Below are 24,957 nucleotides of genomic sequence, written 5' to 3' on the forward strand. Positions count from 1 at the left end.
CCGTTTTATGAACAGCCGATTTCCGCTTGCGACAGAAAATTTCGGGTTGGCTCAATCAAGGCTTCGCCGGAATGATCTCCGAGAGCTGACTGATAAGATCAGTCAGTTCCGATTGCTTCATTAGGATCATGTCCAGTGCTGCACGGACTTCGTTATCCGAAACAGCCCTACCCGGCTCCTCAACCAGCCAGAGCTTCAAAAGACCGCCCAATCGTCCAAAGTCACCTCGGAGCTTGATGATCGTCAGCAGAGTTTCTTGGTCAATTAGGCTCGGCGGCTGATAGCCAAGCGCCAGCTTTCGTAACAGCGCCGAGACAGGCAAGCGGACAGCACGCGCGGTCTCGGTAATGGTCAGACGCTCCGCGTCAGTCACACCCACCCATATTGGTCGCGCTCAGCGCGCGGTCCTACATGCTTGTTCCGGCCTTTCTTGGCGTCATTCACCGGGCGAATCCCTCCTCTCTAGCGTGGAGACGAAGGCGACTAAGCACGTTGCCCCATAGGGGGCAACATATCTTGCTTTCAAACATCATGCAACAATATGCAATTATATGCGAACGCATCCTCGGTCTCACGATCAGGAAGATTTTCGCATATAATTGCATATATTGGATTATATTAGCGCATATCCGCGTTCTAACGCGGTAGGCATACCATGGGAGTATTTACAATGACACCAAATAAGAAGGGTATGGCTCGCGTGAGGTTTCTCACCCTAAAAACCGCCATCGCAGAAGAGATGGAGCAAGGTTACAACAGGTCAGATATCTTCCAAAAACATCACGATGTCCTTCAGATGAGCTATAGTCAGTTCACGCGGCACGTGAGGAAATTTATTTTGGGACTGCCCTCACAGCAGCCCAAAAGAGAGCTGCCACCTGCCTCCTCCATAGCCATTGAAAAACAAAGCCCGGAGGTATCTTCCAAACGCCGTGCTTTTAGCCCAAGGCCGATAAACTTCCATCCGAGCCCTGATCGTAAGCTCATTGCCCACTGGCTGTCCCCTGCGGAGGGCACAGAGAAATAATGAATTGCATGCCGTTTAAACGCTACGAGCAAAGCGTTTAAACACTCTCGCCCCCTCGACCGCCCCGGGCACAAAGAACGTCCCTGAAGACATATCCCCAGCAGGAAGAGCCCCGTAGACGTTAAAAGAATATATTTAAGTTAAAACGCGCGCGCGTGTTAAGGGTTAGAAAAACATATAATATTCAATATGTTATATACCACTCATGTGGGTGAAAGTACGTGTCGGGGCGTGGGTAAAGGTACGTGCTAATCCACAGGGAAACGTGGGTGAAGGTACGTGTCATTCCACAAAGCTATCACCACTTATCAACAGGATGTTTTGGGAGGATCAGCTCCTCAATATCGCCCTGCTACTGAGCAAGCGAGTGTTTCTTAGCTACAGATTGCAAACAGCCGCGTTTCAGCGCGCCCCTCTTTTGGCAAAGAAAGTTACATGGTCATGCTCTGTATCAAGCGACATCTGATAATCAGGTAGCAGGTTGATACCCGACAATTCCTTTACCTGCCGTCGAAACTCTCTCAAAGTCGCAGTACTGCCGCTTTTTGCGTACAAGACCGTCACAGACACGCGCCATTTTGGCTGAAGACCACAATGTTTACGAGCAAGCTCATATATGCGCCGCTCAAGCGGCTTGCGGAGTTTGAAATAGTCCCGCGACAGGGTGAGAACCCGCATGGTCGCAACAGAACGGAATAGCCAGTGTGGCAAATCCACCTCGATGGCTATCACACGATCATCTGTTGGCGACTTTTCTACGATCCGCCATGAATCGATCAACCCAAAGCCACGCCGCTCATGCTGTCCGTTCGTCTCAATGTTAGTCTCGATGCCAGTCCCTCTCAGCCTTGCCAGCATACCGACTATACGGCGGTAACCTACACCCCCTGTTGAGCGGTTTGTGCTACGGAGAAAATCATAGGCCGTAAAACGCACTGTTGGTGTTATGGGGCGCCCACGGTTCTTGGCCTCCACCAACTGACTGATGCAATAAATCCATAGATCCTTGTCATGTATGGTCGCACAACCATCCGAACCGGGCTTCACGGTCACCACGAGACCGTTACGCTCATAGGTTCTTACACGCCTATCACCCGCTTTTAATGCAAACAGTGGATGCTCCATGCTAACCGCGTCACCCTTTGGTGCAGCGGCCAGAATGTCTGCAACGAAAAAGCCTTGCCGATGGCGGGGGTCTGCTGGGAAACATTTTGATGCCTTGCCGACGGCATGCTGTTGTTCCCAGCGAATGAGAGACACAGGCGTTGCAAACAAGCTCTGGAATCAGAAGCGCATACCAGGACGCTGCGCCTGAGCCCCCTGTGCCTTGCGCGTCTCAATCCACGCCTCAACTTCACCAAGATCCCACGCCACGTTTCTACTTGTCAGCGCGATACGGCGGGGGAACTCGCCACGCTGCTCCATATTGAAGATGGTTCGTTCAGCAAGAGGAATCATCTCATGAAGCTTTTTGCGCCCGATCAGAACTCTGCTTGTCATTCCCACGTCTGTTATTCCTGTGTCAGCATAGCGTTATGCTTGACACTACCGGCCGATGCCCGCTGATGCCGGGAAAAAGATAGAATATGGTTGACATCGACTGTATGCTGAGATCATGTCTCGACGCCGCAAAACACAGCTTGCTTTCGATCCACATCTTGAGCGCATGGTTGTTCAATCAGATCCAACAGGTCGCATGAAAGCGAAACTAAGCGGATCGTTTTATGCATTTGACGCATACTTCTGCGAACTCTGTGAAAACCAGACAGAATATTCTGTGGTAACGAATTCCCCGGTAGTCGTAAAAAAACTAAAACGAGGAAACGCTAAGCTGGTCCCTCTGACCGACAAGATGATCGAAAGCGCCAGAGCCCGCTCACTTAAAGTAGCAGAGCGCTACCGCCTCGCCTTATCTGGAAAATATGGGCCTTACGAGGTGGGGAAAATGCTTATGCGCTATTGTGATTCTACTGAGCTGAGGGCGGATTATTCTTACGAGGGCTTTCTAGAACACATCGAACCCAAGATGAGGTTGAGCGAACACAGCCGACATGGTGATCTTGCGTGGCCCACGCGGTTATCTGGGAGTGACCCGAATGGACCGAAGCCAAGTAAACTGTATTGCGAGCATCACAACCCACGAAGAAGTACAGAATCTCGAAGGGCTTATCAGAGGGACAGGCGATTTATTTGGGAATATCGCGCCCTAATAGAGCAGATATGGAGCCTTTGTATCAACAACCTCACTCGCGCGCACTGGGATATCGAAGACCAAGTGTATGTCCGACGAGAAGCATACAGGCAGGTTCAAGCCATCCGATCTTCTGCGAGCATGATTCACGACTTAATATCCGAGGGTACGCTGAAGCAATCCGAAATAGCTCGAAAGCTGGGTATTTCGCGCCAGGCTGTTTCGGCAGCAGTCAAAAAGCGCGCTCAAAAAAAGGTGCGCAGACAAGAAAGCTAGCACTTGCGAACGGCCCACTCATCGATCATGTTGGCCCAATCCTGCAACATGGTGCTTCTTTGCTCGCGATATTCGGCCTTATTGTAGACGGCCCTGACGCCCTTCTGCTCATGGGCAAGGCACTTCTCGATCCAATCAGTATTATAACCAGCTTCGTGCAAAAGAGTACTCGCCGTGCGGCGTAGATCATGTGGCCCAAACTTCGCGAGCGATTGCCCCTCCTTCTGAGCAAGCCTATAGGTCAACGTTAGCACCTGATTGAGCGTGGCGCTGCTCATCGGCTGATCGGTGTCGTAGCGGGACGGCAATATATAATTTGAGCCCCCGGAAAACGTCTTCAAGGCAATGAAAATATCGAGCGCCTGTCGCGACAGAAATACTAAATGCGGATTACGCCGCTTCATCCGCTCTTTAGGGATCGTCCAAAGCGCTTGACTAAAACTGACCTCGCTCCACGTTGCGTTGGTCAGCTCGCTCTTTCGAACCATCGTCAGTAAAAGAAGCTTAGCTGCGGCCCGGATCGACGGGGTAGTGCCGATGCGCTCAATGTAATGATACATCAGGCCGATCTCATCAGGCGTCAGAGCACGATCCCTTGGCTCAAATTTTGCTATGCTAGTCGGACGAACCAGTTCAGCCGGATTTTCGACCTTCTGCTCTCGTTCGATAGCCCACCGGTAAACTTGAAACATCACCTCCCGGGCATGCACAGCGGTCGCCGGAGCACCACGCTCGACGATAGCATCGGTCAATGCTCGCAGGTCCTCGTGAGTGATTTCGATGAGCTTCTGGCTGGCGAATTTGGGCTTGAGCTCCCGCTCGTAAACGGATTTGCGCATATCACGGGTGGAGTCTGCCATCTGGTATCCGCGCAGCCACTTCTCGGCCCACGCGCCAAATGTCTCCACCCCCTTGACCCGTGCCTTATCGCGCGCTTTCTCCTTGGCTGGAGACTTACCCGCCGCGATTAGCTTCTTAGCCTCTCCCAGCTGCTCACGCGCTTCGGCGAGGGTGATGCCCCCAACGCCGTATCGCCCAAAGGTCAGCGTCTCTTGCCTGCCGTGGATCGCATAGTTGTATCGAAATGAGATACTGCCCGCAGGCGTCACCGCGACGTACAACCCATCCCGGTCGTTCACCTTGTAGAGCTTATCGGTAGGCTTCAGGTTGCGCAGTTTAGTATCGGTCAGCATCAGTTCGTGGCGCTCCACTTGGCGATACCATGACCAGAAACCATAAGAATAACAGGATAAAATCCCTTTTATTCAAATGTTTATCTGTTTTTGATACCATGAACAGCACTTGACAGCATACATGGTATCAACCGAAATCACGGCATCAGACTCAATCAGTGCCATGCATCATGCCATAAAAAGTTGCTGCTTGGCGATACCGTTCAGTGCCAGACAATGCCGGGTCAAAAAACAAAAAAGCCCGCATTTCTGCGGGCTTTAAGGCACTTTCATGCCGGTTGATGCCACCCTATGCCAGACGCAGGATCATTCCCACTCGATCGTGCCAGGCGGCTTGGACGTGATGTCGTAGGTTACGCGGTTGATACCGCGGACCTCGTTGACGATACGACCGGCTACACGATTAAGGAACTCGAAGTCGAAGGGATAGACTTCCGCCGTCATGCCATCCGTGCTGGTCACGGCGCGCAGGGCGCAGGCCTGATCGTAGGTACGACCATCGCCCATGACACCCACGGTCCGAACCGGCAACAGAACCGCAAAAGCCTGCCAGATCGCATCGTAAAGCCCAGCACGACGGATTTCTTCAAGATAGATCACGTCTACCTTACGAAGCAGATCGAGCTTTTCCTTCGTCACATCCCCCGGAATACGGATCGCCAGTCCCGGGCCCGGGAAAGGATGCCGTCCGACAATGCTCTCGGGAATCCCAAGCTCGCGGCCCAGCATCCGGACCTCGTCCTTGAACAGCTCACGCAGCGGCTCGACCAGTTCCATGTTCATGCGGTCCGGCAGACCGCCGACATTGTGATGGGACTTGATGGTCACGGACGGCCCGCCCGAGAAGCTCACGCTCTCGATCACGTCCGGATACAGCGTGCCCTGTGCAAGGAATTGTGCACCACCCAGCTTCGCTGCTTCTTCCTCGAAAACCTCGATAAACAGACGGCCAATCGTCTTGCGCTTCGTTTCCGGGTCCGTCACGCCAGCCAATTCCTTGAGGAACAGCTCGGAGGCGTCACGATGCACGAGACGGATGTTGAAGCGGCCACGGAATGTCTTAACGACTTCGTCCGTCTCACCCGTCCGCATGATGCCTGGATCAACGAAAATGCAGGTTAGCTGATCGCCAATCGCATCATGGATCAGCTTGGCAGCAACAGAGCTGTCCACGCCGCCTGACAGACCACAGATTACCCGACCCGAACCAACCTGCTTGCGGATACGCGCGATTTCCAGATCGCGGAAACCCGCCATCGTCCAGGTTCCGCTGCAACCTGCGACATTATGCGTGAAGTTGCGGATCAGGGCTGCACCATGCGGCGTGTGCACGACTTCCGGATGGAACTGCACGCCATACAGACGACGCCCCTCATCCGCGATGATCGCGAAGGGTGCACCTTCGGAATGAGCAACGGCACGGAAGCCCGGCGGAAGCTGCGTGACACGATCACCGTGGCTCATCCAGACCTGCTCACGCTTGCCGCGCGCCCAGACACCCCGGAACAGCGAGCAGTCTTCGGCAATATCAATATACGCACGCCCGAATTCGCGGTGGTCGTGGTTCTCGACCTTGCCACCCAACTGCTGGCACATCGCCTGCTGGCCGTAGCAGATCCCCAGCACGGGGCGGTTCAGCGCAAAAGCCACATCCGGAATCGGAGGCGCATTTTCGTCATGGACGCTGGCCGGGCTGCCGGACAGGATAATGCCACGCGGATTGAAAGCGCGGATTTTTTCCTCTGTCGCCGTGTACGGCCAGATCTCGCAGTAAACGCCGCTCTCGCGGACACGGCGCGCAATAAGCTGCGTCACCTGACTGCCGAAATCCAGAATGAGGATACGGTCTTCGTGAAGAGTTTCGTCGAGCTTTTCGACGGTGCTGGCGTCCTGCTGGGTCAATGTCATGGCCTCGCGTTCCGGTTTCATGGTGCCTTTTGAGGCTCTCCTATAAGGTGTTGTGTCGTCTGCGTCATCCATTCTGCAACATCGAACAGGAACAACATGCGCCTGCCAGCACTTTTCGCCATTTCCGCCACGGCCCTGCTTACCGCCTGCGCAGGCACGCCCGATCCCGGCCACGATCCGACCGGAACCTGGATAGGTGCCCTTGTCACGGATCAGGGCACCTGTCCGACCGCGCGCTCTTCGACGCTGCGGATAAGAGGCCGGGAAATCCTGTTCACACCGGCAGACGGGTCGCAGGTTCTTCACGGTACCTACACGCCGGGTAACCAGCATTATCATGCGGAACTCGCCATGACGGATCTGGACCATCATCCCACAGCCATCGTTTTTAATGGCTACCCCGTTGGACAGGCGATCGGCGGCATTTTCGGCTCACCGTCGTGCCGCGCTCATATCACCATGACGCGAAACTGAAATTTTTTCGAAAGCGGGGTTGCCAGGTCAGTTAAGCCTCTGTAAAACCCCGCTTCACAGCGCACCCGTAGCTCAACTGGATAGAGCACCAGACTACGAATCTGGGGGTTAGAGGTTCAAGTCCTTTCGGGTGCACCAGTCTTCTCTTGACGAAGACTTATACAATGTGTCCGCACCCGTAGCTCAACTGGATAGAGCACCAGACTACGAATCTGGGGGTTAGAGGTTCAAGTCCTTTCGGGTGCACCACATTGCCTTCCCTCTACGACAATTTACTAACCGTTCAGTGGCGCACGCGCTCGAGACAGCGATAGACCTCGTCCCATTCATAGGGCTTGGCCAAAAACATTGTGCCGCCCGGCAGATCTCCGAGCTCCTGAATCCGGGTTCCTGACGTCAGAACAAGTCCAATTTCAGGATGCTGTTCGCGAATCCTGTAAGCCAGATCCACCCCATCCATATCGCCAGGCATATTTACGTCGGAAAAAATGGTGCAGATATCAGGGTGCCGCGCGAGAACAGCCAGTGCTTCGTCTGCATCCGCCGCCAGCGACGTCTCGTAACCGGCTTCTTCCAGCATGTCCGCAGCAAGGAATCGCAGAAGCGCCTGATCTTCCACGACCAGAACATGCTTCCTGTCGACTTTTTTACTTTCCCCCTGCGTGTTTCCCTGCGGAACGACGCTGGATGATGCTCCCTTCATGGACATGACATACATGGCAATCACTTTCCGGGATTAAAAAACTTCCAACACCCATAATGGGGTCGTCCTCTCAACAACGCGGCAACACGGTTCATGTTTGCATGAGTGAATTTTTTCTGACGTGCGCTCACGTCATGCAACCCGCAAAACTTTCACAGACATCAGTGAGGCAATGGCGCGGCGAACCCACCCCGCCCCGGCGTCGCCAGGACATCAATGCCCACAATTCCCCACTGCCCGTCAGGCTGGCGCGCCAGAAGGGGGCCGCCGCTGTCTCCGCGTGTTGCCGAACAGTCGTGATGGATTAACCCATTCACTGCCAACCCATTGATATGACAGGAAATATCTCCATACGGCATCTCCTGCCGATCCTGCGGATATCCAACCAGCATTGCGGCCGCGCCCGTATGCGCCTCGCTATAAGGAACAAGCTCTTCAGACCCGATCACCTTCCGGTCCAGCAGCAGCGTTGCACGATCCTGGGACGCCGTGCCGCCCTCGTTCTGGGGGTCATAACCGGGCGCAATAACAAAGTGTGTCACCTGCGCATGAAGCCGGTAATGTCCGAGCATATATCCCATCAGGACGTGAACATCCTCAGGCTGGATATAACGCCGCGTTGCAGGCAGCCACAGACAATGTGCCGCCGTAACCATCACGGTCGGTGCTACGGCGAATCCCGTACAGCGACCACCCAGTGAAGTCTGAACGCGCCCCAGAATTCTCCAGGGCGCCGTATTCACATCCACCACACTGCGATGGCTGTCCGATCCGAGTCCCGGCAGCGCGACGTCCGGAGCCGCCAGCGCGCCTGCGCCGCACAGCCAGAATACCAGCAGTGCAGCGGCGCCTTTCATCCCAGATGGTCCGGGCCAAACGCATCAGGCAGCAGTTCGGCGAGCGTGCGGGTCAGAAGGATGTCCCCTTTGGGCGAAATCATATGCACCTGCAGGTCCGGCAGGCCGAACTCCCGCAGTTTCTGCCGACACCCGCCACACGGCGTACACGGCGCATCGCCGCCCACGACCACGATTTCCTCAATCCGCCGCCCGCCCGCGCGGACCATGGAAGCGATCGCACCAGCCTCTGCACACGTTCCCAGCGGATAGGCGGCATTTTCGACATTGCAGCCGGAATGGACAACACCCTCACACCGCAGAGCCGCGCCCACCTGAAAGCGCGAATAAGGTGCATAGGCACGCGAGCGGGCCTCAAGGGCCTCCCGGATCAGTTCCTGTATCATGTGGATGATACTATCCCCTGCGGGTTCAGCTTGGAACATGCTTCCAAGAGCGATACGGTATCTCCATCATGAGTGCACCGCTTCCTTCCGATCCCGCCACCGACCCGTCCTTCCACAACATGCTGGCCACCCGCCCTTCCCTGACGATGGACGCAAGGGACGGCCTCCTGTTCGAAAGCGTGCCCCTGCACGTCATCGCGGCCGCTGTCGGCACGCCTTGCTGGATTACGGGAGCAGAAACGCTGCGACAGCGAGCAAAAGCCTTGCGCGCCGCGTTCGAGGCGCGGAACCTGTCGGTCGGCATGCATTTCGCCATGAAATCGCAGGACCATCAGGCGACTCTGACCATCCTGCGACAGTGCGGTTACGGCGTGGATATCGTCAGCGGTGGCGAAATGCAGCGGGCGCTTCATGCCGGAATCCAGCCTTCGAGGATCGTTTTCTCCGGCGTTGGAAAATCCGATGCGGAACTGCGGGCCGCAGTTGAACACGACATCGCACAGGTCAATGTCGAGAGCGTCGAGGAACTGTATCGCCTCGACGACATCGCTCGCGCCTGTCGCCGCGTCGCGCGTGCAGCCCTGCGCATCAATCCGGACGTGGATGCCGACACTCATGACAAGATTTCCACGGGTCGCGCCGGAGACAAGTTCGGCATCGAACACCGCCGCGCCGTAGCTCTTTATGGTGAAGCCGCGAGCCTGAAGAACGTCCGCCTCGTTGGCCTTGCCGTTCACCTGGGCAGCCAGATGCTGACCGCAGGTCCTTTCCGCAAAGGCTATACCCGACTGGCCGAGATGGTCCGCGAAATCCGCGCCGCCGGTCACACCGTTGAAGCTGTAGACTGCGGCGGCGGCCTCGGTATCCGCTATCGTGACGAAATCGCTCCCTCGCCTGACCTGCTCGCAGGCGTTATTGCCGAGACGCTGGGCGACCTTGGTGTCCGCCTCAGCATCGAACCTGGCCGCTGGCTTTCCGCACCAACCGGCATCCTTCTGACCCGCGTGATCGAAACGAAAGCTGGCAATCCAGATTTCGTCGTGCTCGACGCCGCCATGAACGATCTCGCCCGTCCTTCCCTGTACGAATCCTGGCACGGTATCATGCCTGTCGCACCCGCAAGCCTGAACAGCCCAACGAAACTCTGGGATATCGTCGGTCCGGTCTGCGAAAGCAGCGATATCTTCGCCCGAGATCGCGCGCTCCCTGCGGATACGAAACGTGGTGACCTGATCGCCCTGCTCGACACCGGCGCTTATGGATCTGTCATGAGTTCCACCTATAATTCCCGTCCGCTCGCCGCGCAGGTTCTGATCGACAACGGGAAATGGGACATCATCCGCCAGCCCCAGAGCGTTGCGGAACTGATTGCCGCTGAAAGCATCCCCGAATGGCTGACGGCACCCGGGAATGACCATGGCTGAGCCAAACCCGGCCCTCCATCTCAAAACCCTGCGGCGCAAGGCCCAGCGCGTCCTGTGGTGGGAACGTGCGTGGGAACCCCTGCGCTGGCCACTGCTTCTGGTGGCGTTCTACGGCTTGGCCAGCCTGGCGCGCATTCCACAGTCCCTGCCCGACTGGTTGCACGCGTTGCTAGAAATCGGTGTGCTCGGCGCGGCTCTCTGGCTGACCGTTACCGGTTTGCGTCGCGTTGCCCCCGTCAGCATCCCGGCAGCAGACCGCAGAATCGAGCAGGATTCCCGCCTCGCCCGCCAGCCACTCCTCAGCCTGACGGACCGCCCGGCCTTTGCCGGAAACGGCGAACAGTCCGCCATCTGGGCGCGCCATGTCGAACGCGTCACCGCCTCTCTCGGAACACTCCGCGTCGGTCTTCCGCATCCCGAAACCAGCCTGCAAGACCGCATCGGTCTTATCGCCGTCCCTCTGGCCTTGATCAGCGCCGCGCTGCTGGCGAGCACACACACACCGTCGCGTCTATACGCCGGATTGCTCCCCGGCGTGGACGATGACAGCGTTCCGCTTCCGACCCTTCAGGCCTGGATCGACCGACCGCCTTACGCTCCCGGTGCGCCCATTTTCCTGTCCTCAACGGGCCGCACCTCGCTTGATGTGCCGCAGGGTTCGATCCTGAACGCCACCATCACCGGCGCTCACGGAAAACCCACTTTGTCCGGCATCGCCTCTCCTGAGCAGAGCCGTCTGGATGCCGGAAGCTGGAACACTCACGGTACGCTCCAGCAATCCGGGACAGTCCGCATCGTCGTTCGTGGCCGCACTCTTGGCGCATGGCATGTGACCGTTGAGCCCGATCTGCCCCCGACCGTCACGTGGGACGGCAAGCCGGGCCCCCAGAAAGACAATCAGAAAGACGACTGGCGCACCGGCCTGCCCTGGCACATCCACCAGACCTATGGCGTAAAGTCGCTGGAGGCCGAAATCCACCTGCCCGCCCTCTCCCGCGGTCGCGTGCTGCGCGTTCCAATCCCCCTCGACGGTCATCCGAAGGACGCGAAAGGGATCGCCACACCCGACCTCTCCTCAGATCCTTTTGCGGGAATGGACGTCGAAGGCCGTTTGCACGCCAAAAGCGTCTCGGGGCGCGAAAGCCGCAGCGATATCGTCAAATTCCAGATCGGCGCCCGCAAATTCACCGATCCGCTGGCCCGCGCCCTCGTGGCTTTGCGCCGCCGCCTCATGCTCGGGCAGGAACGCGCTTCAAAAGCCTCGGACGAACTCGCGCTCCTGACGCAGACAACTGACGAACGCGCGATTCTTGCGGCTCTGGGGTTGGAAATCGCATCCCTTCGCAAAGATGCCCCTGAAGGCTCGGCGGATCGCGTTCCCGGTGACCTCTGGGCGCTCGCACTTTATCTGGACGATCTACACCGTGACGGCCCCGAAATCGCCGATGCCGCAGCTGAAGTCCGCGCAGCCCAACAGGGCGTGCAGCAGCAACTCGATCATATGCGCGAGCTTGGGGAAAAGGGTCATACCCTCCCCGAGCAGGAAGAACTCCAGCGCCGCACACAGACCCTCAAGGATGCCCTGAACCGCCGGATGCAGCTCCTGTTCGAACGCGCTGCCCAGAGCGGGATCATGATGCCGCAATCCGGCACCAGTTCGGCCGATCCGTTCTCAGACGAAATGCGCCGCCTCCAGTCCGAAGCCAATCAGGGGCATGGCGACGAAGCCCTGCGGCGTCTCCAGCAGATGGAAGACATGGCCGAACGCATGCGTCAGGCGCGCCCTGAAGACCTCAAGGCGCTTGCCGCCCAGATGAAAGCACAGGCCGAAGCACAGGCGCAGCGTGCGGCCCTGCATGATCTCGTCCACCGCGAGACCACGCTGCTCGACCACACACAGTCCCGCCTTTCCGCCGCCCGCAAGGCCGCAGCACCGCCCGATGACGGCAATCCGCCCGATGTCAGTCAGATGTCCACGGCAGACCTGCTCCGCCAGCTTGGGATGCAGCCACCTGCCGGAATGGATCAGCCTGCCGACAAACCGCCCGCCCCGGTCGATCCGGCGACGGTCGCCGCCCAGTCTGACGGACGTCGTGCGGATCATGCCCTGCAACGCGCCCTTCAGCGCGTGAACGATATCCTGAGTCATCGCGTTAAAGATCTGACCGGCAAGCCCGCCACAGCTTTCGACAAGGCCAAAACGGACATGCAGAGCGCCCGCGAAGCCCTCGCGGACCGCAAGGACGCCGACGCGCAGACAGCCGAACAGAAAGTTCTGGCCGACCTGTCTGAAGCCGGAAAACAGATGCGCCAGAACCAGAAATCCGGCGGTTCCGGCAAAGGTGGACAGGGCGGAGGCAGCCTGAGCTTTATTCCCTCCGGTGGTGCAGGCGGTTCCGGTAAACCCCAGCACGGCGCAAAGGGCCAGCAGGGCGATGACGGTGACCAGCCGCAGGCTGGCGACGAAGATGGCGACGATGAGGATCAGAAGGATCAGGATCCGCTGGGTCGCAAACTCGGCGAAGGTGACAAAGGCAAGGATTCGGACGCCCATATCCCGGACAAAAGCGCCCGGGACCGCGCCCGCGACATCGAACGCGAACTCCGCCGCCGCGCCTCGGACCGTACGCGCCCGCAGAGCGAACTGGACTATCTGGAACGGCTTCTCAAATCGTTCTGAGACAAAAAAAGCCCGGTACCGTTATGGCACCGGGCTTTTTCAGAGGTGGCAAAGACGACCTCACCCCCTGAATTACATAATGTTACGGAATACGATAGAACGGATTCGGCAGCAGGAAAGTCTTTTCTGCAAAACCACCGCTCAGGTCGGACGGTTGATCCCCAAGACTTGCAATAATTGTATAGCCTTTACGCTCGATCCGCTCGCGGGTCGGCGCCTTGTACAAGGCTGCATATCCATGGGAGGTCATCGGTCGTAGATACAGCCCGTCCCAGTGCTGAATTCCCGCCAGATGCAGGTTCCGCTCGGTCGCGTCCCGCTCGTCCTCATGACGCCCTGTCACGAAAAACACCGCGACATGATTCGCCTGAGCCTCTTCTATCAGCGCCAGCGTGGACGCGAAAGCCGGTGCACGACCACTCTTTTCCCACGCGATCGCACCACAAGGCCCTTTGGGCAGGGCGTCGCACGGACCAGCCGGAATATAGCCGAAATCATCGGCGCGGATTTCGTCCCAGTTGGACAGCGTCGTTTCGTCGATATCCAGAACGATCGCGGGATGGCGCGTCTTGGGCGCCGTCTCGTTGATCCACTGGCGCGCCTGGGCAACCACGGCGTCGAAGTCGCGCTGATAATCGCCGCTGTCGTGATAGGCGCTGGCGGCCATAATGGCATCGCCAACATTCGCAGGCTGCGCGGCCAGTGCTGAAAGAGGCGCAATAAACAGGCTGGTGGCGAGCAGGAGGGAACGGATCATGGAGGAGCCACCTTTCGTGACAGAAGAACAAGCCCGACCCCGACCAGCGCCAGAGCCGTACCGATGACGGACACACCGCCATAGCCCAACCCCATGGACAGCGCGATCCCTCCCAGAGCCGCACCGATCGCATTGCCAAGGTTGAACGCCCCGATATTCATGGACGACGCCAGCGCAGGCGCATCATGTGCGGCCTGCATCACCCGCATCTGAAGCGCAGGCATGAGCGCAAAGGTCGCCGCACCCCACAGTAGCGCCGCAAAAAGCGCCCCCGGTACGCTCTGCGCCATCCACGGAAAAATCAGCATGATCACGCCAAGAATGGGGAAAAAGACCAGCAAGCTTCCATCCAGAGAGCGATCCGCACTCCGGCCGCCAATGGCGTTGCCGATCGAGAACCCGACACCGGTTAGCATCAGTGCCAGAGTGATGATGGTCGGGCTGGCATGGGTGATGTGTTCGAGGATCGGCGCGATATAGGTGTAGAGCACGAACATCGCGCCGGCGCCGATCGCGGTCGTCAGCAGCGCCAGAAGCACGTTGCCCTTCACGAGAACCCGCAATTCACGCCCGACTTCCGGTGCCGGACCAACCTCACGCGCAGGTAAAGCAAACTGTACGGCCAACATGGTCACGAGCCCCAGTATCGCCGTGACGCCGAATGCACTGTGCCAGCCGAAATTCAGCCCGAGCCACGTCATGGCCGGAACGCCGATAATATTGGCGATCGTCAGCCCCATAAACATGGACGCCACCGCGCTCGCCCGACGCGCTGGCGCAACAGACAGCGAAGCCTCCACGGCCCCCAGACCGAAAAACGCCCCATGCGCCAGACTGGTCAGGACGCGTGAGGCAAAAAGCAAATCATAGCTGGCGGAAACCGCAGACAGCAGATTCCCTGCCACATACAGCCCCATCAGCAGGATCAGGGCCAGTTTGCGCCGAAAGCGTGCCATCAGCAGCGTAATGACGGGCGCGCCCAGCATCACGCCCACCGCATAAGCCGTCACCAGCCCACCCGCCTTGGGTACACTGACCTGAAGACCATGCGCGATGACGGGCAGAAGGCCCATCGGCGTAAATTCTGTGGTGCCGATGGCAAAGGCGCCAACGGCAAGCGAGAGCAGAGGCCAGTTCGGGGACGATTTCGCTGCCAGGTTCAAGACCGATCTCCGGGAATGTCAATTGTTCGAGATTGATCGAACCTTGCCACACCCGGAATCCCCGGACAACCCAAAGCTGTCTTACATCATGCCGTTGGGATGCTGCCCCATATCCATACCATCCATGATCATGGATTTGTGGTGCGGATCATCGAGATGACATTCATGGTCCTGAAGCTCTTCGCCCGATCCATGATCGAGCACATGCGCCATGTCATCGAGCAGGATGAACCCGCCATGCTTTGCGGGCGTGATGACAAGCGTGTGGATGGACATATCATCAGCGGCAATCACCCGGAATGGTGACGGCTCCAGAGACGCCACAATCCGCGCCCGATAGGGATGCCCATACAGCGAGACCAGAGACCAGTCTTCGGTAATCATGTTCTTGTCGAGTTCGGCGCGCGCATAGGACGTCAGGCAATCCAGATGGATATGCAATTGGTCCTGCGTGCGCCCCGGACGCGAATTGATCGCCATCGACAGATGCGAATCAGGGATTTCAAACCCGTAGGACTGCGCCACATGCGCACGCTCGCCCCAAGCCTCCGCGAAATAATTCGGCGTCTCAGGCTTCAATAGGACGGAATCTTCAACGCCCGGAACCTTCTGCGTCGGGATCACCAGATACTGCCCGCGACCGGTCTGGTCCTTGAGAAGGGCGTAGCCGTCTTTCTCGTCATAAACCGTGCAGGGCTTATGATCCGCATCCACAGCGCAGCGTCCGTGAACGACTTTCCACAGCGCGCCCCGGTCATGGGATTTTCCGCAGCCGGACAGTCCGAAAACCGCTACCGCCGCAACAAGACCAAACCTGGCTGTCGTCCCGTAATCCCGCAAAGTCATTCTTCCCTAACCTGACATTCCAGCTGCATCGCAGCCGCGAGCCTCTCGAAGCGACGACGGACTGCACTGCCCGCTGCCCGCACGCTGCGCGCGCCCAGAACCAACACGAGCGTTCCGTCTTCCACAAGAAGCCTGCACTCATCCAGAAGGACTTTCGTCCCCGCGCAGAGTGTATAGGCCAGCCTGAGCGCGAGGCCCAGACGCACCGCACGCTCGATCTCAGAACGCGACAGAAGCTGCCGGGAAGGTTCGATGAGGGGAGAATCCATCGACACTTCATAACGCACGGCAAGCGTCAGCCCGATAAAAGCCCGCGCACTGTGATCGAAACCGACACCATGACCATACATCACCCGTCGATAGGTCTGTTCGACCCGATATTCGGGATGATCATAGGAGCCAATATCGGAGAACATGCACGCCAGTTCACGCAGGCGTTTCTGGGTCCGCGTCTCGTCCCGGAACAGCGGCGCTGTCCAACTCACCAGCGGTTCTGCAAGAGAGGCGCTGCGGGCAAGACGATTGGCCATCTCCGTCGCCAGATCCGTCATCGGATCAAGATCCGCGACAGAGGACGCCACATGGCGCATGTACCAGCCTTCGCGCAGTCCATCGACACTGAACACGACCTTGGACGGACGGACACGCTCCATCAGACAACGCAGCACCACTGCCGCAAATGGCGCATCCGCCAGACGCTTGCGGGGCGCACCGGGCATTTTCTCAAGGGTTCGGCGCGGGGAACTGATCACCCAGTCCGCCATTTCCCGCGCTTCCCCTTCCGATAGGGTAAACAGATGCACGAGGTTCAGCGGATACTGTGTCCGCGCGATCTGAAGCCGCGCCAGCGCACGAAACGCCCCGCCCACAAGATAAAGCGGTCGCCCGGTCATCCCCGGTAGCCAGTTCACCTCCGCCAGAAGCTCGTTCGCAATTTCCGCTGCCCGCTCAATGCTGCCCTTGGCGCGGTCATGCAGTCGGATCACGCCCAGCTTGGTCGTCACGGCTTCAAAATACTGGCTGTCCGCAACATGGATCAGTTCCAGAGAACCGCCACCAATATCCGCAACCAGTCCATTCGCTTCCGGCAGACCGCACAGAACGCCACGGGCCGCGTAATCGGCTTCTTCCGTTCCTTCCAGAACGCGGATCGGCACACCCGGCATCCGCGCACGGATGGCATCCACGAAATCCGGTCCGTTGGTCGCATCGCGAACGGCTGCAGTGGCGAGCACCTCGAAAGGCTCGGCCCCCATGGCACGGGCGACGGCATGGAACCGCCCCAGCACGTCCATCGCCAGCGTAACGCCCTCGTCATTGAGACGCCCGGTCACATCCAGCCCGCGCCCCAGCTTGAGCGTGGCTTTCTCGTTGAAAATCGGAAGGGGATTGCGCGTCACCCCTTCAAAAACAACCAGCCGGACCGAGTTGGACCCAAGATCGACAATGGCGGAACGCTGTGCAGATGAGGACATGAAAATCAGTCTTCCAGAATCCTGTCGGGCCGCTCACGGGGGCGATGTGCCTCCGGAAGGACCTTCTCCCGCGCAGCCGAGCCTCGGCCGGACAGGGACGGATTGTTCATGAAGTATTCGTGGGCGGAGAACGGATGTGCGCCCGGCGAAACCCGATGCCAGTAGCCGTCCCTCGTGAGCGTCCAGCTCTGAAGGTTGTCCTTGATGTTCATCGTCATGATCTGGCCAAGAATCTGCGCATGGACCGTTGGGTTCGTGATGGGCACCATGGCTTCTACCCTCCAGTCCATGTTCCGCACCATCCAGTCTGCCGAAGAAATGAAAACTTTTGCCTTGGCGGACGGCATCCGATGCCCGTTTCCAAAGGCGAAAACCCGGGAATGTTCCAGAAAACGCCCGACAATCGACTTGATTTCGATATTGTCCGAAAGCCCCGGCACACCGGGCCGCAGACAGCAGATTCCCCGGATAATCCCGATGATCTTCACCCCGGCCTGCGAGGCTTCGTAGAGCTTGTCGATCAGTTCGGCATCCACGAGGCTGTTCATCTTCAGCCAGATCCACCCCGGCCGCCCCTCCTTCACATGGTCGATTTCGTCCTGAATGAGCTGTTCCAGCGTGGAGCGGATGGTGATGGGCGAGAAGGCCAGCGCATCCATTTTCGCGGGGATGGCATAGCCCGTCATATAGTTGAACAGGCGCGCCGAATCTGAAGCCAGCTTCGGGTCACAGGTGAAGAACGACAGATCCGTATAAATCCGCGCCGTGATCGGATGGTAATTGCCCGTTCCGAAATGCGCATAGGACCGGAGCGAGCCGTTCTCGCGACGGACCACAAGACTCAGCTTGGCATGGGTCTTGAGATGCGCGAAGCCGAACACGACCTGCACGCCCGCCGCTTCAAGCGCACGAGACAGGCGGATGTTGGCTTCCTCGTCAAACCGGGCCCGCAGTTCGACCATCGCCGTGACCGACTTCCCGGCCTCTGCTGCTTCAATCAGCGCATGAACGATCGGGCTGTCGCGGGATGTGCGATACAGCGTCTGCTTGATCGCCAGCACATTCGGGTCCAGCGCGGCCTGACGCAGGAACTGCACCACCACATCGAAGCTCTCGAACGGATGATGGACCAGCATGTCTTTCGCCCGGATCGCTGCGAAACAGTCGCCGTCATAATCCAGAACCCGCTCGGGAAAGCGCGGTGTATAAGGCGGGAAAACCAGATCCGGACGGTCATCCACGATCAGCTGCTTGAGATCGGTCACACCCACGAAGCAAGGCAGGACGACAACGTCCTCCTCGCCCACCCCAAGCTCGTCACCCATCTCACGACCCAGCGTGTCCGGCAGCTTGCGGTCCAGCGCGAGATGAATGCACACGCCGCGCCGACGCTGCTTCAGCGCCGTTTCATAAGACCGGACCAGATCCTCGGCCTCGTCTTCAAACTCCACATCCGTATCGCGGATCACGCGCAGCACACCCGCCGCCCCGATCACCAGCCCCGGAAACAGGCGTCCGGCGAAGAGTGTAATGAGGTCTTCGAGCAGCACAAAGCGGATCTGGTCCGGCGTTTCCTGCCCTTCCTTCAAACGGGCCGGGAGCCGCAGGAAACGGGGAACCTGCGCGGGAAGCAGGATCAGACCATCCATGACATGGGTTGAGGACGTGGCATCCTTCAGACGCATATGCAGCGCCAGGCCCATATTCGGAATGAAGGGGAGCGGATGGGACGGATCGACCGCCATCGGTGTCAGCACGGGGAATACGCGTTCGTCGAACAGCGTGGAAAGCTGCGCCAGATCCGTCTCGTCCAACGAGTCGGTCGGCAGGATGACGATCCCCGCGTCCTTCAGCTCCCCTTCGAGCACATGCCAGACACGCTGTTGCTCGGCCAGAAGATGCCGCGCCTTCTGCCGCACCTGCGCAAGCTGCTGGATGGGTGTCAGCCCATCCGGGCTGCGCACGACCATGCCTTCGCGCACCTGTCCCACAAGCCCGGCCACACGGACAGAATAGAACTCGTCCAGATTACTGGAACTGATCGACAGGAACCGCACCCGCTCTAACAGAGGGTTATGGGCGTTCTCGGCCTCGTCAATGACACGTTCGTTGAAATCCAGCCAGGAAAGCTCGCGGTTCAGAAAGCGCTCCGGCGACGTTGCCATGCGCGCGTAATCTTCGGCCCGGATAGCGGGAGTCTGTCGGCGACGGCTGCGGTTCTGGGCGGGTGTCACTGCACTGCGGGGCTTGCGGGGGGAGCGGCGGCGCGGCGCGGGCCGGGAATCTTCAGTCGTCACAATGGGGCCTTCCGGAACACACGGATATACAATTCACATCAAAGGTCATGCCTCGGGATTGGCATGTCAAACAGAGTTTTTGTGTCACGTCCGTGACACCTACTCCTCCGGCGTCAGCAGATCCGGCAGCATCTCAAGCGCCAGCGCCCGCGTGATGGGCTGCTTTCGCACGAGTGCCGCTTCATCCAACCGCTCTACCGCCGAGACGAGCGCATTGCCCGTCCGCGGCAGATGCCGCCACAGCCAGTCCGTCACTGATTGCGACACAACAAGCTGCCGGTCCGCCAGCAGCGACAGAAGCAGCGTCGCCCGCAGATCGTCCTCGGGTTCACCCGTCGCAGTCGTGGCTGTCGCCCGCAGACGGCTCGCCAGATCGGGCAACATGAAATGACTGCGCGACGGCGGCAGGCGCCCCGCCATCAGAACACGATCGCCCTGAGAGAACGCATCGTTCAGCAGATGCAGCATGGTCGCCTCATCGCCCGGCGAATCGGCATTGTCGATCGCAAGATTTCCCTGAACCCGGATCCGGCCTCCCGCAGAGGACGTGGAGAACAGCCGGGCATCCAGCACCGTAGCGTCATGCTCGTGCGCCCATGCCGTCAGGAGATGCGTCTTTCCCGTCCCCGAAGGGCCCCACAGCCACAAACGCCCATCCGGCCACTGACTGCGCGCAAGCCATGCCCGTGCCGCCACATTCGACGGACCATTGATGAAACGGTCGGACGTCATCGCCGTCACCCGACGCAGCGGAAACGCCATCTGGGTGGCTGCGGGCCTTGCCGAAACCCCGCCCACATCCCGTTTCGTCATCGCAACCCCCTTTTTCATGCCGTAGCACCGTCAAACAGGCGTTCCGCCAGCGCGCAGGATGCTCTAGAACGGCGTCACGTCAACCAGCGGGAACCTTTCGACCATGACCGATCAGCCTGATATCGCCCCCGGATCGAGCCAGGGCACGAACCACAGCACGACTGGCGGCGCAAGCTACGCACAGGCTGGCGTGGACATTGCCGCAGGCGATGCACTGGTCGACGCGATCAAACCCGCAGCCAAAGCCACGAACCGTCCCGGCACGATGGGCGGCCTCGGCGGCTTCGGCGCGCTTTTCGATCTGAAGGCCGCAGGCTTTACAGATCCCGTCCTCGTCAGCTGCACCGATGGCGTCGGCACGAAGCTGATGGTCGCCATCGAGGCCGGAAAACATGATGACGTCGGGATCGACCTCGTCGCCATGTGCGTCAACGATCTTGTCGTGCAGGGTGCTACCCCGCTGTTCTTTCTGGACTATCTCGCGACCGGAAAACTCTCTGTCGAAGCCGCAGCCACGGTCGTGAAGGGCATCGCCAAGGGCTGCGCCGAGTCCGGCTGCGCTCTTGTTGGCGGCGAAACGGCTGAAATGCCCGGCATGTACGCTCCCGGCCACTACGATCTCGCGGGCTTCAGTGTTGGCGCGGCCGAGCGCAACAGCCTGCTCCCCGCCAACATCGCCGCAGGCGACACGCTGATCGGCCTGCCCTCCTCCGGCGTTCATTCCAACGGCTTCTCTCTGGTCCGCGAAGTCGTGCGCCGCTCCGGCCTCGGCTGGAACGCTCCCGCTCCCTTTGCCGAAGGTCACACACTGGCCGAAGCCCTGCTGACACCCACGAAGCTCTACGTCCGCACGGTTCTGGACCTGCACGCCAAGGGCCTGCTGAACGGCTGCGCCCACATCACTGGTGGCGGCCTGCCGGGCAATCTGCCGCGTGTCCTGCCCGAAGGCCTCGGCGTCCGCATTGACGGTGCCGCATGGGTCGTCCCGTCCGTCTTCCGCTGGCTGGCCAAAACTGGCAACGTAGCCGCTGACGAAATGCTCCGCGTCTTTAACTGCGGCATCGGCATGGTGCTCGTCACGTCCGAACCTGAAAAGGTCATGGCGGAACTGGACGCACGCGGCGAAACCGGCTTCCTCATGGGTCAGATCGTCCGCTCCGACGACGCCTACACCCTGACCGCACCGGTCTCCTTCGCATGAAGAAGCCGCCCGTCAGAAACAGAACCAAGCCCCCCGCCAAAAACGCGCCTAAAAAGACCGAGAAAGTCCCCGTCGCGATCCTCATCAGCGGTCGTGGCAGCAATATGCGTGCCCTGATTGAGGCCTGCGCCCGACCGGACTATCCCGCCGAAATCGTGCTGGTCCTCAGCAATCGCCCTGACGCACCGGGTCTTGAAGTCGCCGAAGAAGCGGGCCTTAAAACCCTTGTCATCGACCACAAGCCTTTCGGTACGGACCGCGAAGCCCACGAACGCGAAATCGATGCAGCCCTTCAGGCGTCCGGCGCCATGCTGGTCGTCCTCGCGGGATATATGCGGGTCCTGACACCGTGGCTGGTCAATGCGTGGGAAGACAGGATGCTCAACATCCACCCGAGCCTCCTGCCCGCTTTCCCCGGCCTGCACACCCACGAAGCCGCCCTTAAAGCTGGCGTGAAAGAACATGGCTGCACCGTCCACCTCGTGACTTCCGGCGTGGACGAAGGCCCCATCTTAGGACAGGCCAGCGTTCCCATTCTCGAGACCGATACGCCAGAAACCCTTGCCGCCCGCGTGCTGGAACAGGAACACCTTCTCTATCCGGACGTGCTCGAAATGATCTGCGACGTTTTTGCGAAGTAAAACGCGTCCAGCTTATCGGGACAAAAAAAGGCGCGGACCGAAGTCCGCGCCTTTTTTATTAAGAACAGACTATCTGTCGTAAAAATTACGGCAGGATTTCCGTCTCGGCGAAGAAGAAGGAGATTTCGTTCTTCGCGTTCTCAAGGCTGTCAGAGCCGTGCACGGAGTTGGCTTCGATGCTCTCTGCGAACAGCTTGCGAACGGTGCCTTCAGCAGCGTCGGCCGGGTTCGTCGCACCCATGACTTCACGGTTCTTGGCGACAGCGCCTTCACCCTGAAGAACCTGCACGACAACCGGCTCGGCAATCATGGAGGACACGAGGCTGCCGTAGAACGGACGGGCCTTGTGCACTTCATAGAAAGCGCCAGCCTGCTTCTCGGTCAGGTGGATGCGCTTCTGGGCAACGATACGCAGGCCAGCGTCTTCGAACACGGCATTGATCTTGCCGGTCAGGTTACGCTTGGTGGCGTCGGGCTTGATGATGGAAAGCGTGCGCTCGAGAGCCATCTTTCTTCTCCTGTTAGGACCGGTCCTCGCTGGACCAGCGGGTCAATACCGCCGTTCCACTAGAGCAAATTCATCGTTCCTGATAGGTCTGTCGCAGTATTTTAACCGACCTGTTTCTTTTCTCCCGACTGATCGAGGCGCCCGTGAGCCTGCTCACCATTACCGACCTGACCCTCCGCATCGCGGGCCGTTCCCTGCTGGACAATGCGTCCCTCAGTGTGGACCCGGGACGCAAGATCGGCCTGATCGGCAGGAACGGCGCCGGAAAATCCACCCTTCTGGCCGCAATCGCCGGTGATTTCGCCCCCGATGGCGGCACCATCACCCTCGCCGCCCGCGCCACAATGGGCCGCGTCAAACAGGAAACCCCCTCAGGCAGCACGTCCATTCTCGATACGGTTCTCGAAGGGGATCTCGAGCGTACACGGCTACTCACGGAAGCCGAGACCGCGACCGACCCTGCCCGTATCGCAGACGTGCACGACCGCCTCATCGCCATCGACGCCTACACGGCTCCTGCCCGTGCCGGTGCCATCCTGTCGGGCCTCGGCTTCGATCAGGATGCCCAGAATCGTGCCGTCTCGGACTTCTCTGGTGGCTGGCGGATGCGCGTCTCCCTCGCCACGGCCCTGTTCCTGAACCCCGATCTGCTGCTGCTCGACGAACCGACGAACCATCTCGATATCGAAGCCACGCTCTGGCTGGAATCCTGGCTCGCGAAGTTCTCTGGTGCGGCCATTATCGTCAGCCATGATCGCTCCCTGCTCGACAACACCGTTGATGCCATCGCCCATCTCGATCACCAGAAAATCAGCGTCACCCCCGGCGGCTACGATAATTTCGTCCGTATCCGCACGGAACAGGCCCTCCAGCAGAACCGGGCCGCAGAACGTATTTCCGCCCAGCGCGCGCATATGCAGTCCTTTGTAGACCGTTTCCGCGCCAAGGCCACCAAAGCCAAACAGGCGCAGGCCCGCCTGAAAGCCCTCGAACGCCTTCCCCAGATCGAGAGCGTCGTGGAAGACACCCCCACCCGCTTCTCTTTCCCCGAGCCGCAGCCTTTACCGCCGCCAATGCTGAGCCTGAACAATGTCAGCCTTGGCTATGACGGGCGCGTCGTGCTTAAAGGACTGAACCAGCGTCTGGATATGGAAGACCGGATCGCGCTGCTCGGCCAGAACGGCCGCGGCAAATCCACTTTTGCCAAGCTGCTCGCCGGTCGGCTGGAACCGATGTCTGGTACCTACAGCCATTCGCCCAAGCTGAAAATCGGCTATTTCGCCCAGCATCAGAGCGACGAACTCGTCCTGACCGACACGCCCATCGACCATATGAGCCGTGCCATGCCGGACGCGCTCCCCGCTGCGGTCCGCGCGCAACTCGCCCGGTTCGGCCTCGACGAAAATCGCGCCGAAACCAAAGTCGGTGAACTCTCTGGCGGTGAAAAGGCACGTCTGCTCCTCGCCCTTTCCACCCGCGAAGCCCCTCATCTGCTGATCCTCGACGAACCGACCAACCACCTGGATCTCGATGCCCGAGACGCTTTGATCCGCGCGCTTTCGGCTTTCGAAGGAGCGGTCGTCCTCATCAGCCATGACAGCCATCTGGTGGAATCCGTCGCCGACCGTTTCTGGCTGGTCGAGGACGGCACGATCTCACCGTTTGATGGTGACATGGCCGAATATCGCCTCTGGCTTCTCGAACGTGCCCGCAAAGCACGTGCCGAGATGGCGGAACGCAGCAAAGCCGCCACGGCGTCAGCAGATGGAAGCACACCTTCTGCCCAGAAACGCATCGACCGCAAGGAACAAACCCGCGCCCTCGCGCCGCTTCGCCGGAAAATCCGCGATGCCGAAGCCAAAATGACCCAGCTTTCCGGCGAAAAGAAAAAGATCGAGGCCCGACTGGCTGATCCTGCCCTGTATCAGTCCGGCGATGCTGCGGAACTGACCTCTCTGAACGTGCATCTTGCCGCACTCAACGCCACGCTCGAAACTATTGAGGAAAGCTGGCTCGAAGCGCAGGCCGAACTGGAAGATGCGACGCTCTGAGCCTTTCGGGGGCCTTCACGCAACACTGTCTTCTACGGGGGGTTATTGACCCTCCCTGCCACTCCCCATAAGCCAGTCGTCAACGA

23 protein-coding genes and 2 tRNA genes are annotated in these 24,957 nt (G+C 59.2%); 10 read left to right on the forward strand and 15 right to left on the reverse strand.

Annotation, left to right across the window (positions count from 1 at the left end; translation table 11 throughout):
- Positions 1-55: 55 nt before the first annotated feature.
- Positions 56-373 carry a plasmid mobilization protein gene (locus ABDK74_RS03665; protein WP_346002752.1) on the reverse strand — a complete coding sequence of 106 codons (318 nt, stop codon included), beginning with the start codon at positions 371-373 and terminating at the stop codon, positions 56-58.
- Between the two features lie 297 nt (positions 374-670).
- Here ABDK74_RS03665 and ABDK74_RS03670 point away from each other — a divergent pair, with 297 nt between their 5' ends.
- Complete coding sequence (locus ABDK74_RS03670; RefSeq protein ID WP_346002753.1) at positions 671-1,027, forward strand: TraK family protein; 357 nt, start codon at positions 671-673, stop codon at positions 1,025-1,027.
- A gap of 402 nt (positions 1,028-1,429) precedes the next feature.
- Here the strand turns inward: ABDK74_RS03670 and ABDK74_RS03675 are convergent, their stop codons facing one another.
- Both ABDK74_RS03675 and ABDK74_RS03680 read right to left on the reverse strand, forming a co-directional pair.
- The gene (locus ABDK74_RS03675) at positions 1,430-2,302 is read right to left on the reverse strand and encodes a replication initiator protein A (protein WP_346002754.1); all 873 of its coding nucleotides are present in this window, start codon (positions 2,300-2,302) and stop codon (positions 1,430-1,432) included.
- A gap of 9 nt (positions 2,303-2,311) precedes the next feature.
- Positions 2,312-2,527, reverse strand: coding sequence for an AlpA family transcriptional regulator (locus tag ABDK74_RS03680; protein WP_048843139.1), 216 nt, complete (start codon positions 2,525-2,527; stop codon positions 2,312-2,314).
- A gap of 115 nt (positions 2,528-2,642) precedes the next feature.
- On the opposite strand from ABDK74_RS03680, the gene ABDK74_RS03685 reads away from it, so the two are divergent.
- A complete protein-coding gene (locus tag ABDK74_RS03685; protein WP_346002755.1) occupies positions 2,643-3,494 on the forward strand; it encodes a helix-turn-helix domain-containing protein in 852 nt (283 codons plus the stop codon).
- Here the strand turns inward: ABDK74_RS03685 and ABDK74_RS03690 are convergent.
- Both ABDK74_RS03690 and guaA read right to left on the reverse strand, forming a co-directional pair.
- Complete coding sequence (locus ABDK74_RS03690; protein WP_346002756.1) at positions 3,491-4,687, reverse strand: tyrosine-type recombinase/integrase; 1,197 nt, start codon at positions 4,685-4,687, stop codon at positions 3,491-3,493. The two genes, ABDK74_RS03685 and ABDK74_RS03690, sit on opposite strands and share 4 nt — an antisense overlap.
- A gap of 306 nt (positions 4,688-4,993) precedes the next feature.
- On the reverse strand, positions 4,994-6,595 hold the full coding sequence (gene guaA, locus ABDK74_RS03695; protein ID WP_346002757.1) for a glutamine-hydrolyzing GMP synthase: 1,602 nt from the start codon (positions 6,593-6,595) through the stop codon (positions 4,994-4,996).
- Positions 6,596-6,691: 96 nt separating this feature from the next.
- On the opposite strand from guaA, the gene ABDK74_RS03700 reads away from it, so the two are divergent.
- The 3 genes from ABDK74_RS03700 to ABDK74_RS03710 all read left to right on the forward strand — a co-directional run bounded on the left by ABDK74_RS03700 (position 6,692) and on the right by ABDK74_RS03710 (position 7,318).
- Entirely contained in the window at positions 6,692-7,069 is a 378-nt protein-coding gene (locus tag ABDK74_RS03700) for a hypothetical protein (RefSeq protein WP_194255215.1), read from the forward strand.
- A gap of 61 nt (positions 7,070-7,130) precedes the next feature.
- Positions 7,131-7,207 (forward strand) — tRNA-Arg (locus ABDK74_RS03705).
- A gap of 34 nt (positions 7,208-7,241) precedes the next feature.
- Positions 7,242-7,318 (forward strand) — tRNA-Arg (locus ABDK74_RS03710).
- Between the two features lie 34 nt (positions 7,319-7,352).
- On the opposite strand, the gene ABDK74_RS03715 is transcribed toward ABDK74_RS03710, so the two are convergent.
- The 3 genes from ABDK74_RS03715 to ABDK74_RS03725 form a co-directional block, all read right to left on the reverse strand.
- Entirely contained in the window at positions 7,353-7,787 is a 435-nt protein-coding gene (locus ABDK74_RS03715; RefSeq protein WP_346002758.1) for a response regulator, read from the reverse strand.
- 146 nt (positions 7,788-7,933) lie between these two features.
- The gene (locus ABDK74_RS03720; protein WP_346002759.1) at positions 7,934-8,629 is read right to left on the reverse strand and encodes a trypsin-like serine protease; all 696 of its coding nucleotides are present in this window, start codon (positions 8,627-8,629) and stop codon (positions 7,934-7,936) included.
- Positions 8,626-9,015 carry a cytidine deaminase gene (locus ABDK74_RS03725; protein WP_346002760.1) on the reverse strand — a complete coding sequence of 130 codons (390 nt, stop codon included), beginning with the start codon at positions 9,013-9,015 and terminating at the stop codon, positions 8,626-8,628. The genes ABDK74_RS03720 and ABDK74_RS03725 overlap by 4 nt, the downstream gene beginning before the upstream one ends.
- A 68-nt stretch (positions 9,016-9,083) precedes the next feature.
- Here ABDK74_RS03725 and lysA point away from each other — a divergent pair, with 68 nt between their 5' ends.
- Positions 9,084-10,439, forward strand: a complete 1,356-nt coding sequence (gene lysA / locus ABDK74_RS03730; protein WP_346002761.1) for a diaminopimelate decarboxylase — start codon at positions 9,084-9,086, stop codon at positions 10,437-10,439.
- Entirely contained in the window at positions 10,432-13,119 is a 2,688-nt protein-coding gene (locus ABDK74_RS03735; protein WP_346002762.1) for a DUF4175 family protein, read from the forward strand. Before lysA ends, ABDK74_RS03735 begins: the two co-directional genes overlap by 8 nt.
- An 82-nt stretch (positions 13,120-13,201) precedes the next feature.
- Here the strand turns inward: ABDK74_RS03735 and ABDK74_RS03740 are convergent, their stop codons facing one another.
- The 6 genes from ABDK74_RS03740 to ABDK74_RS03765 form a co-directional block, all read right to left on the reverse strand.
- Positions 13,202-13,876: an HAD family acid phosphatase gene (locus ABDK74_RS03740; RefSeq protein WP_346002763.1), complete on the reverse strand. Its 675-nt coding sequence runs from the start codon at positions 13,874-13,876 to the stop codon at positions 13,202-13,204.
- Positions 13,873-15,039 (reverse strand): MFS transporter, encoded by a 1,167-nt coding sequence (locus ABDK74_RS03745; RefSeq protein ID WP_194255222.1) that lies wholly within the window; start codon positions 15,037-15,039, stop codon positions 13,873-13,875. The genes ABDK74_RS03740 and ABDK74_RS03745 overlap by 4 nt, the downstream gene beginning before the upstream one ends.
- A gap of 81 nt (positions 15,040-15,120) precedes the next feature.
- Complete coding sequence (locus tag ABDK74_RS03750; RefSeq protein WP_346002764.1) at positions 15,121-15,885, reverse strand: CDP-diacylglycerol diphosphatase; 765 nt, start codon at positions 15,883-15,885, stop codon at positions 15,121-15,123.
- Complete coding sequence (locus tag ABDK74_RS03755; RefSeq protein ID WP_346002765.1) at positions 15,882-17,360, reverse strand: Ppx/GppA family phosphatase; 1,479 nt, start codon at positions 17,358-17,360, stop codon at positions 15,882-15,884. The genes ABDK74_RS03750 and ABDK74_RS03755 overlap by 4 nt, the downstream gene beginning before the upstream one ends.
- A 5-nt stretch (positions 17,361-17,365) precedes the next feature.
- Positions 17,366-19,525 carry an RNA degradosome polyphosphate kinase gene (locus ABDK74_RS03760; RefSeq protein WP_408874495.1) on the reverse strand — a complete coding sequence of 720 codons (2,160 nt, stop codon included), beginning with the start codon at positions 19,523-19,525 and terminating at the stop codon, positions 17,366-17,368.
- 231 nt (positions 19,526-19,756) lie between these two features.
- Positions 19,757-20,470 carry a DnaA ATPase domain-containing protein gene (locus ABDK74_RS03765; RefSeq protein WP_408874496.1) on the reverse strand — a complete coding sequence of 238 codons (714 nt, stop codon included), beginning with the start codon at positions 20,468-20,470 and terminating at the stop codon, positions 19,757-19,759.
- A gap of 103 nt (positions 20,471-20,573) precedes the next feature.
- Here ABDK74_RS03765 and purM point away from each other — a divergent pair, with 103 nt between their 5' ends.
- Positions 20,574-21,671: a phosphoribosylformylglycinamidine cyclo-ligase gene (purM, locus tag ABDK74_RS03770; protein WP_346002768.1), complete on the forward strand. Its 1,098-nt coding sequence runs from the start codon at positions 20,574-20,576 to the stop codon at positions 21,669-21,671.
- Entirely contained in the window at positions 21,668-22,312 is a 645-nt protein-coding gene (gene purN, locus ABDK74_RS03775) for a phosphoribosylglycinamide formyltransferase (protein WP_346002769.1), read from the forward strand. The genes purM and purN overlap by 4 nt, the downstream gene beginning before the upstream one ends.
- Positions 22,313-22,397: 85 nt before the next feature.
- Here the strand turns inward: purN and ndk are convergent, their stop codons facing one another.
- Positions 22,398-22,820 (reverse strand): nucleoside-diphosphate kinase, encoded by a 423-nt coding sequence (ndk, locus tag ABDK74_RS03780; RefSeq protein WP_346002770.1) that lies wholly within the window; start codon positions 22,818-22,820, stop codon positions 22,398-22,400.
- A 143-nt stretch (positions 22,821-22,963) separates the two neighbouring features.
- On the opposite strand from ndk, the gene ABDK74_RS03785 reads away from it, so the two are divergent.
- A complete protein-coding gene (locus ABDK74_RS03785) occupies positions 22,964-24,871 on the forward strand; it encodes an ABC-F family ATP-binding cassette domain-containing protein (RefSeq protein WP_346002771.1) in 1,908 nt (635 codons plus the stop codon).
- Positions 24,872-24,957: the final 86 nt, after the last annotated feature.

The organism is Gluconobacter sp. OJB (assembly GCF_039638275.1).
In the GTDB taxonomy this organism is placed as follows: Bacteria; Pseudomonadota; Alphaproteobacteria; order Acetobacterales; family Acetobacteraceae; genus Gluconobacter; species Gluconobacter cerevisiae.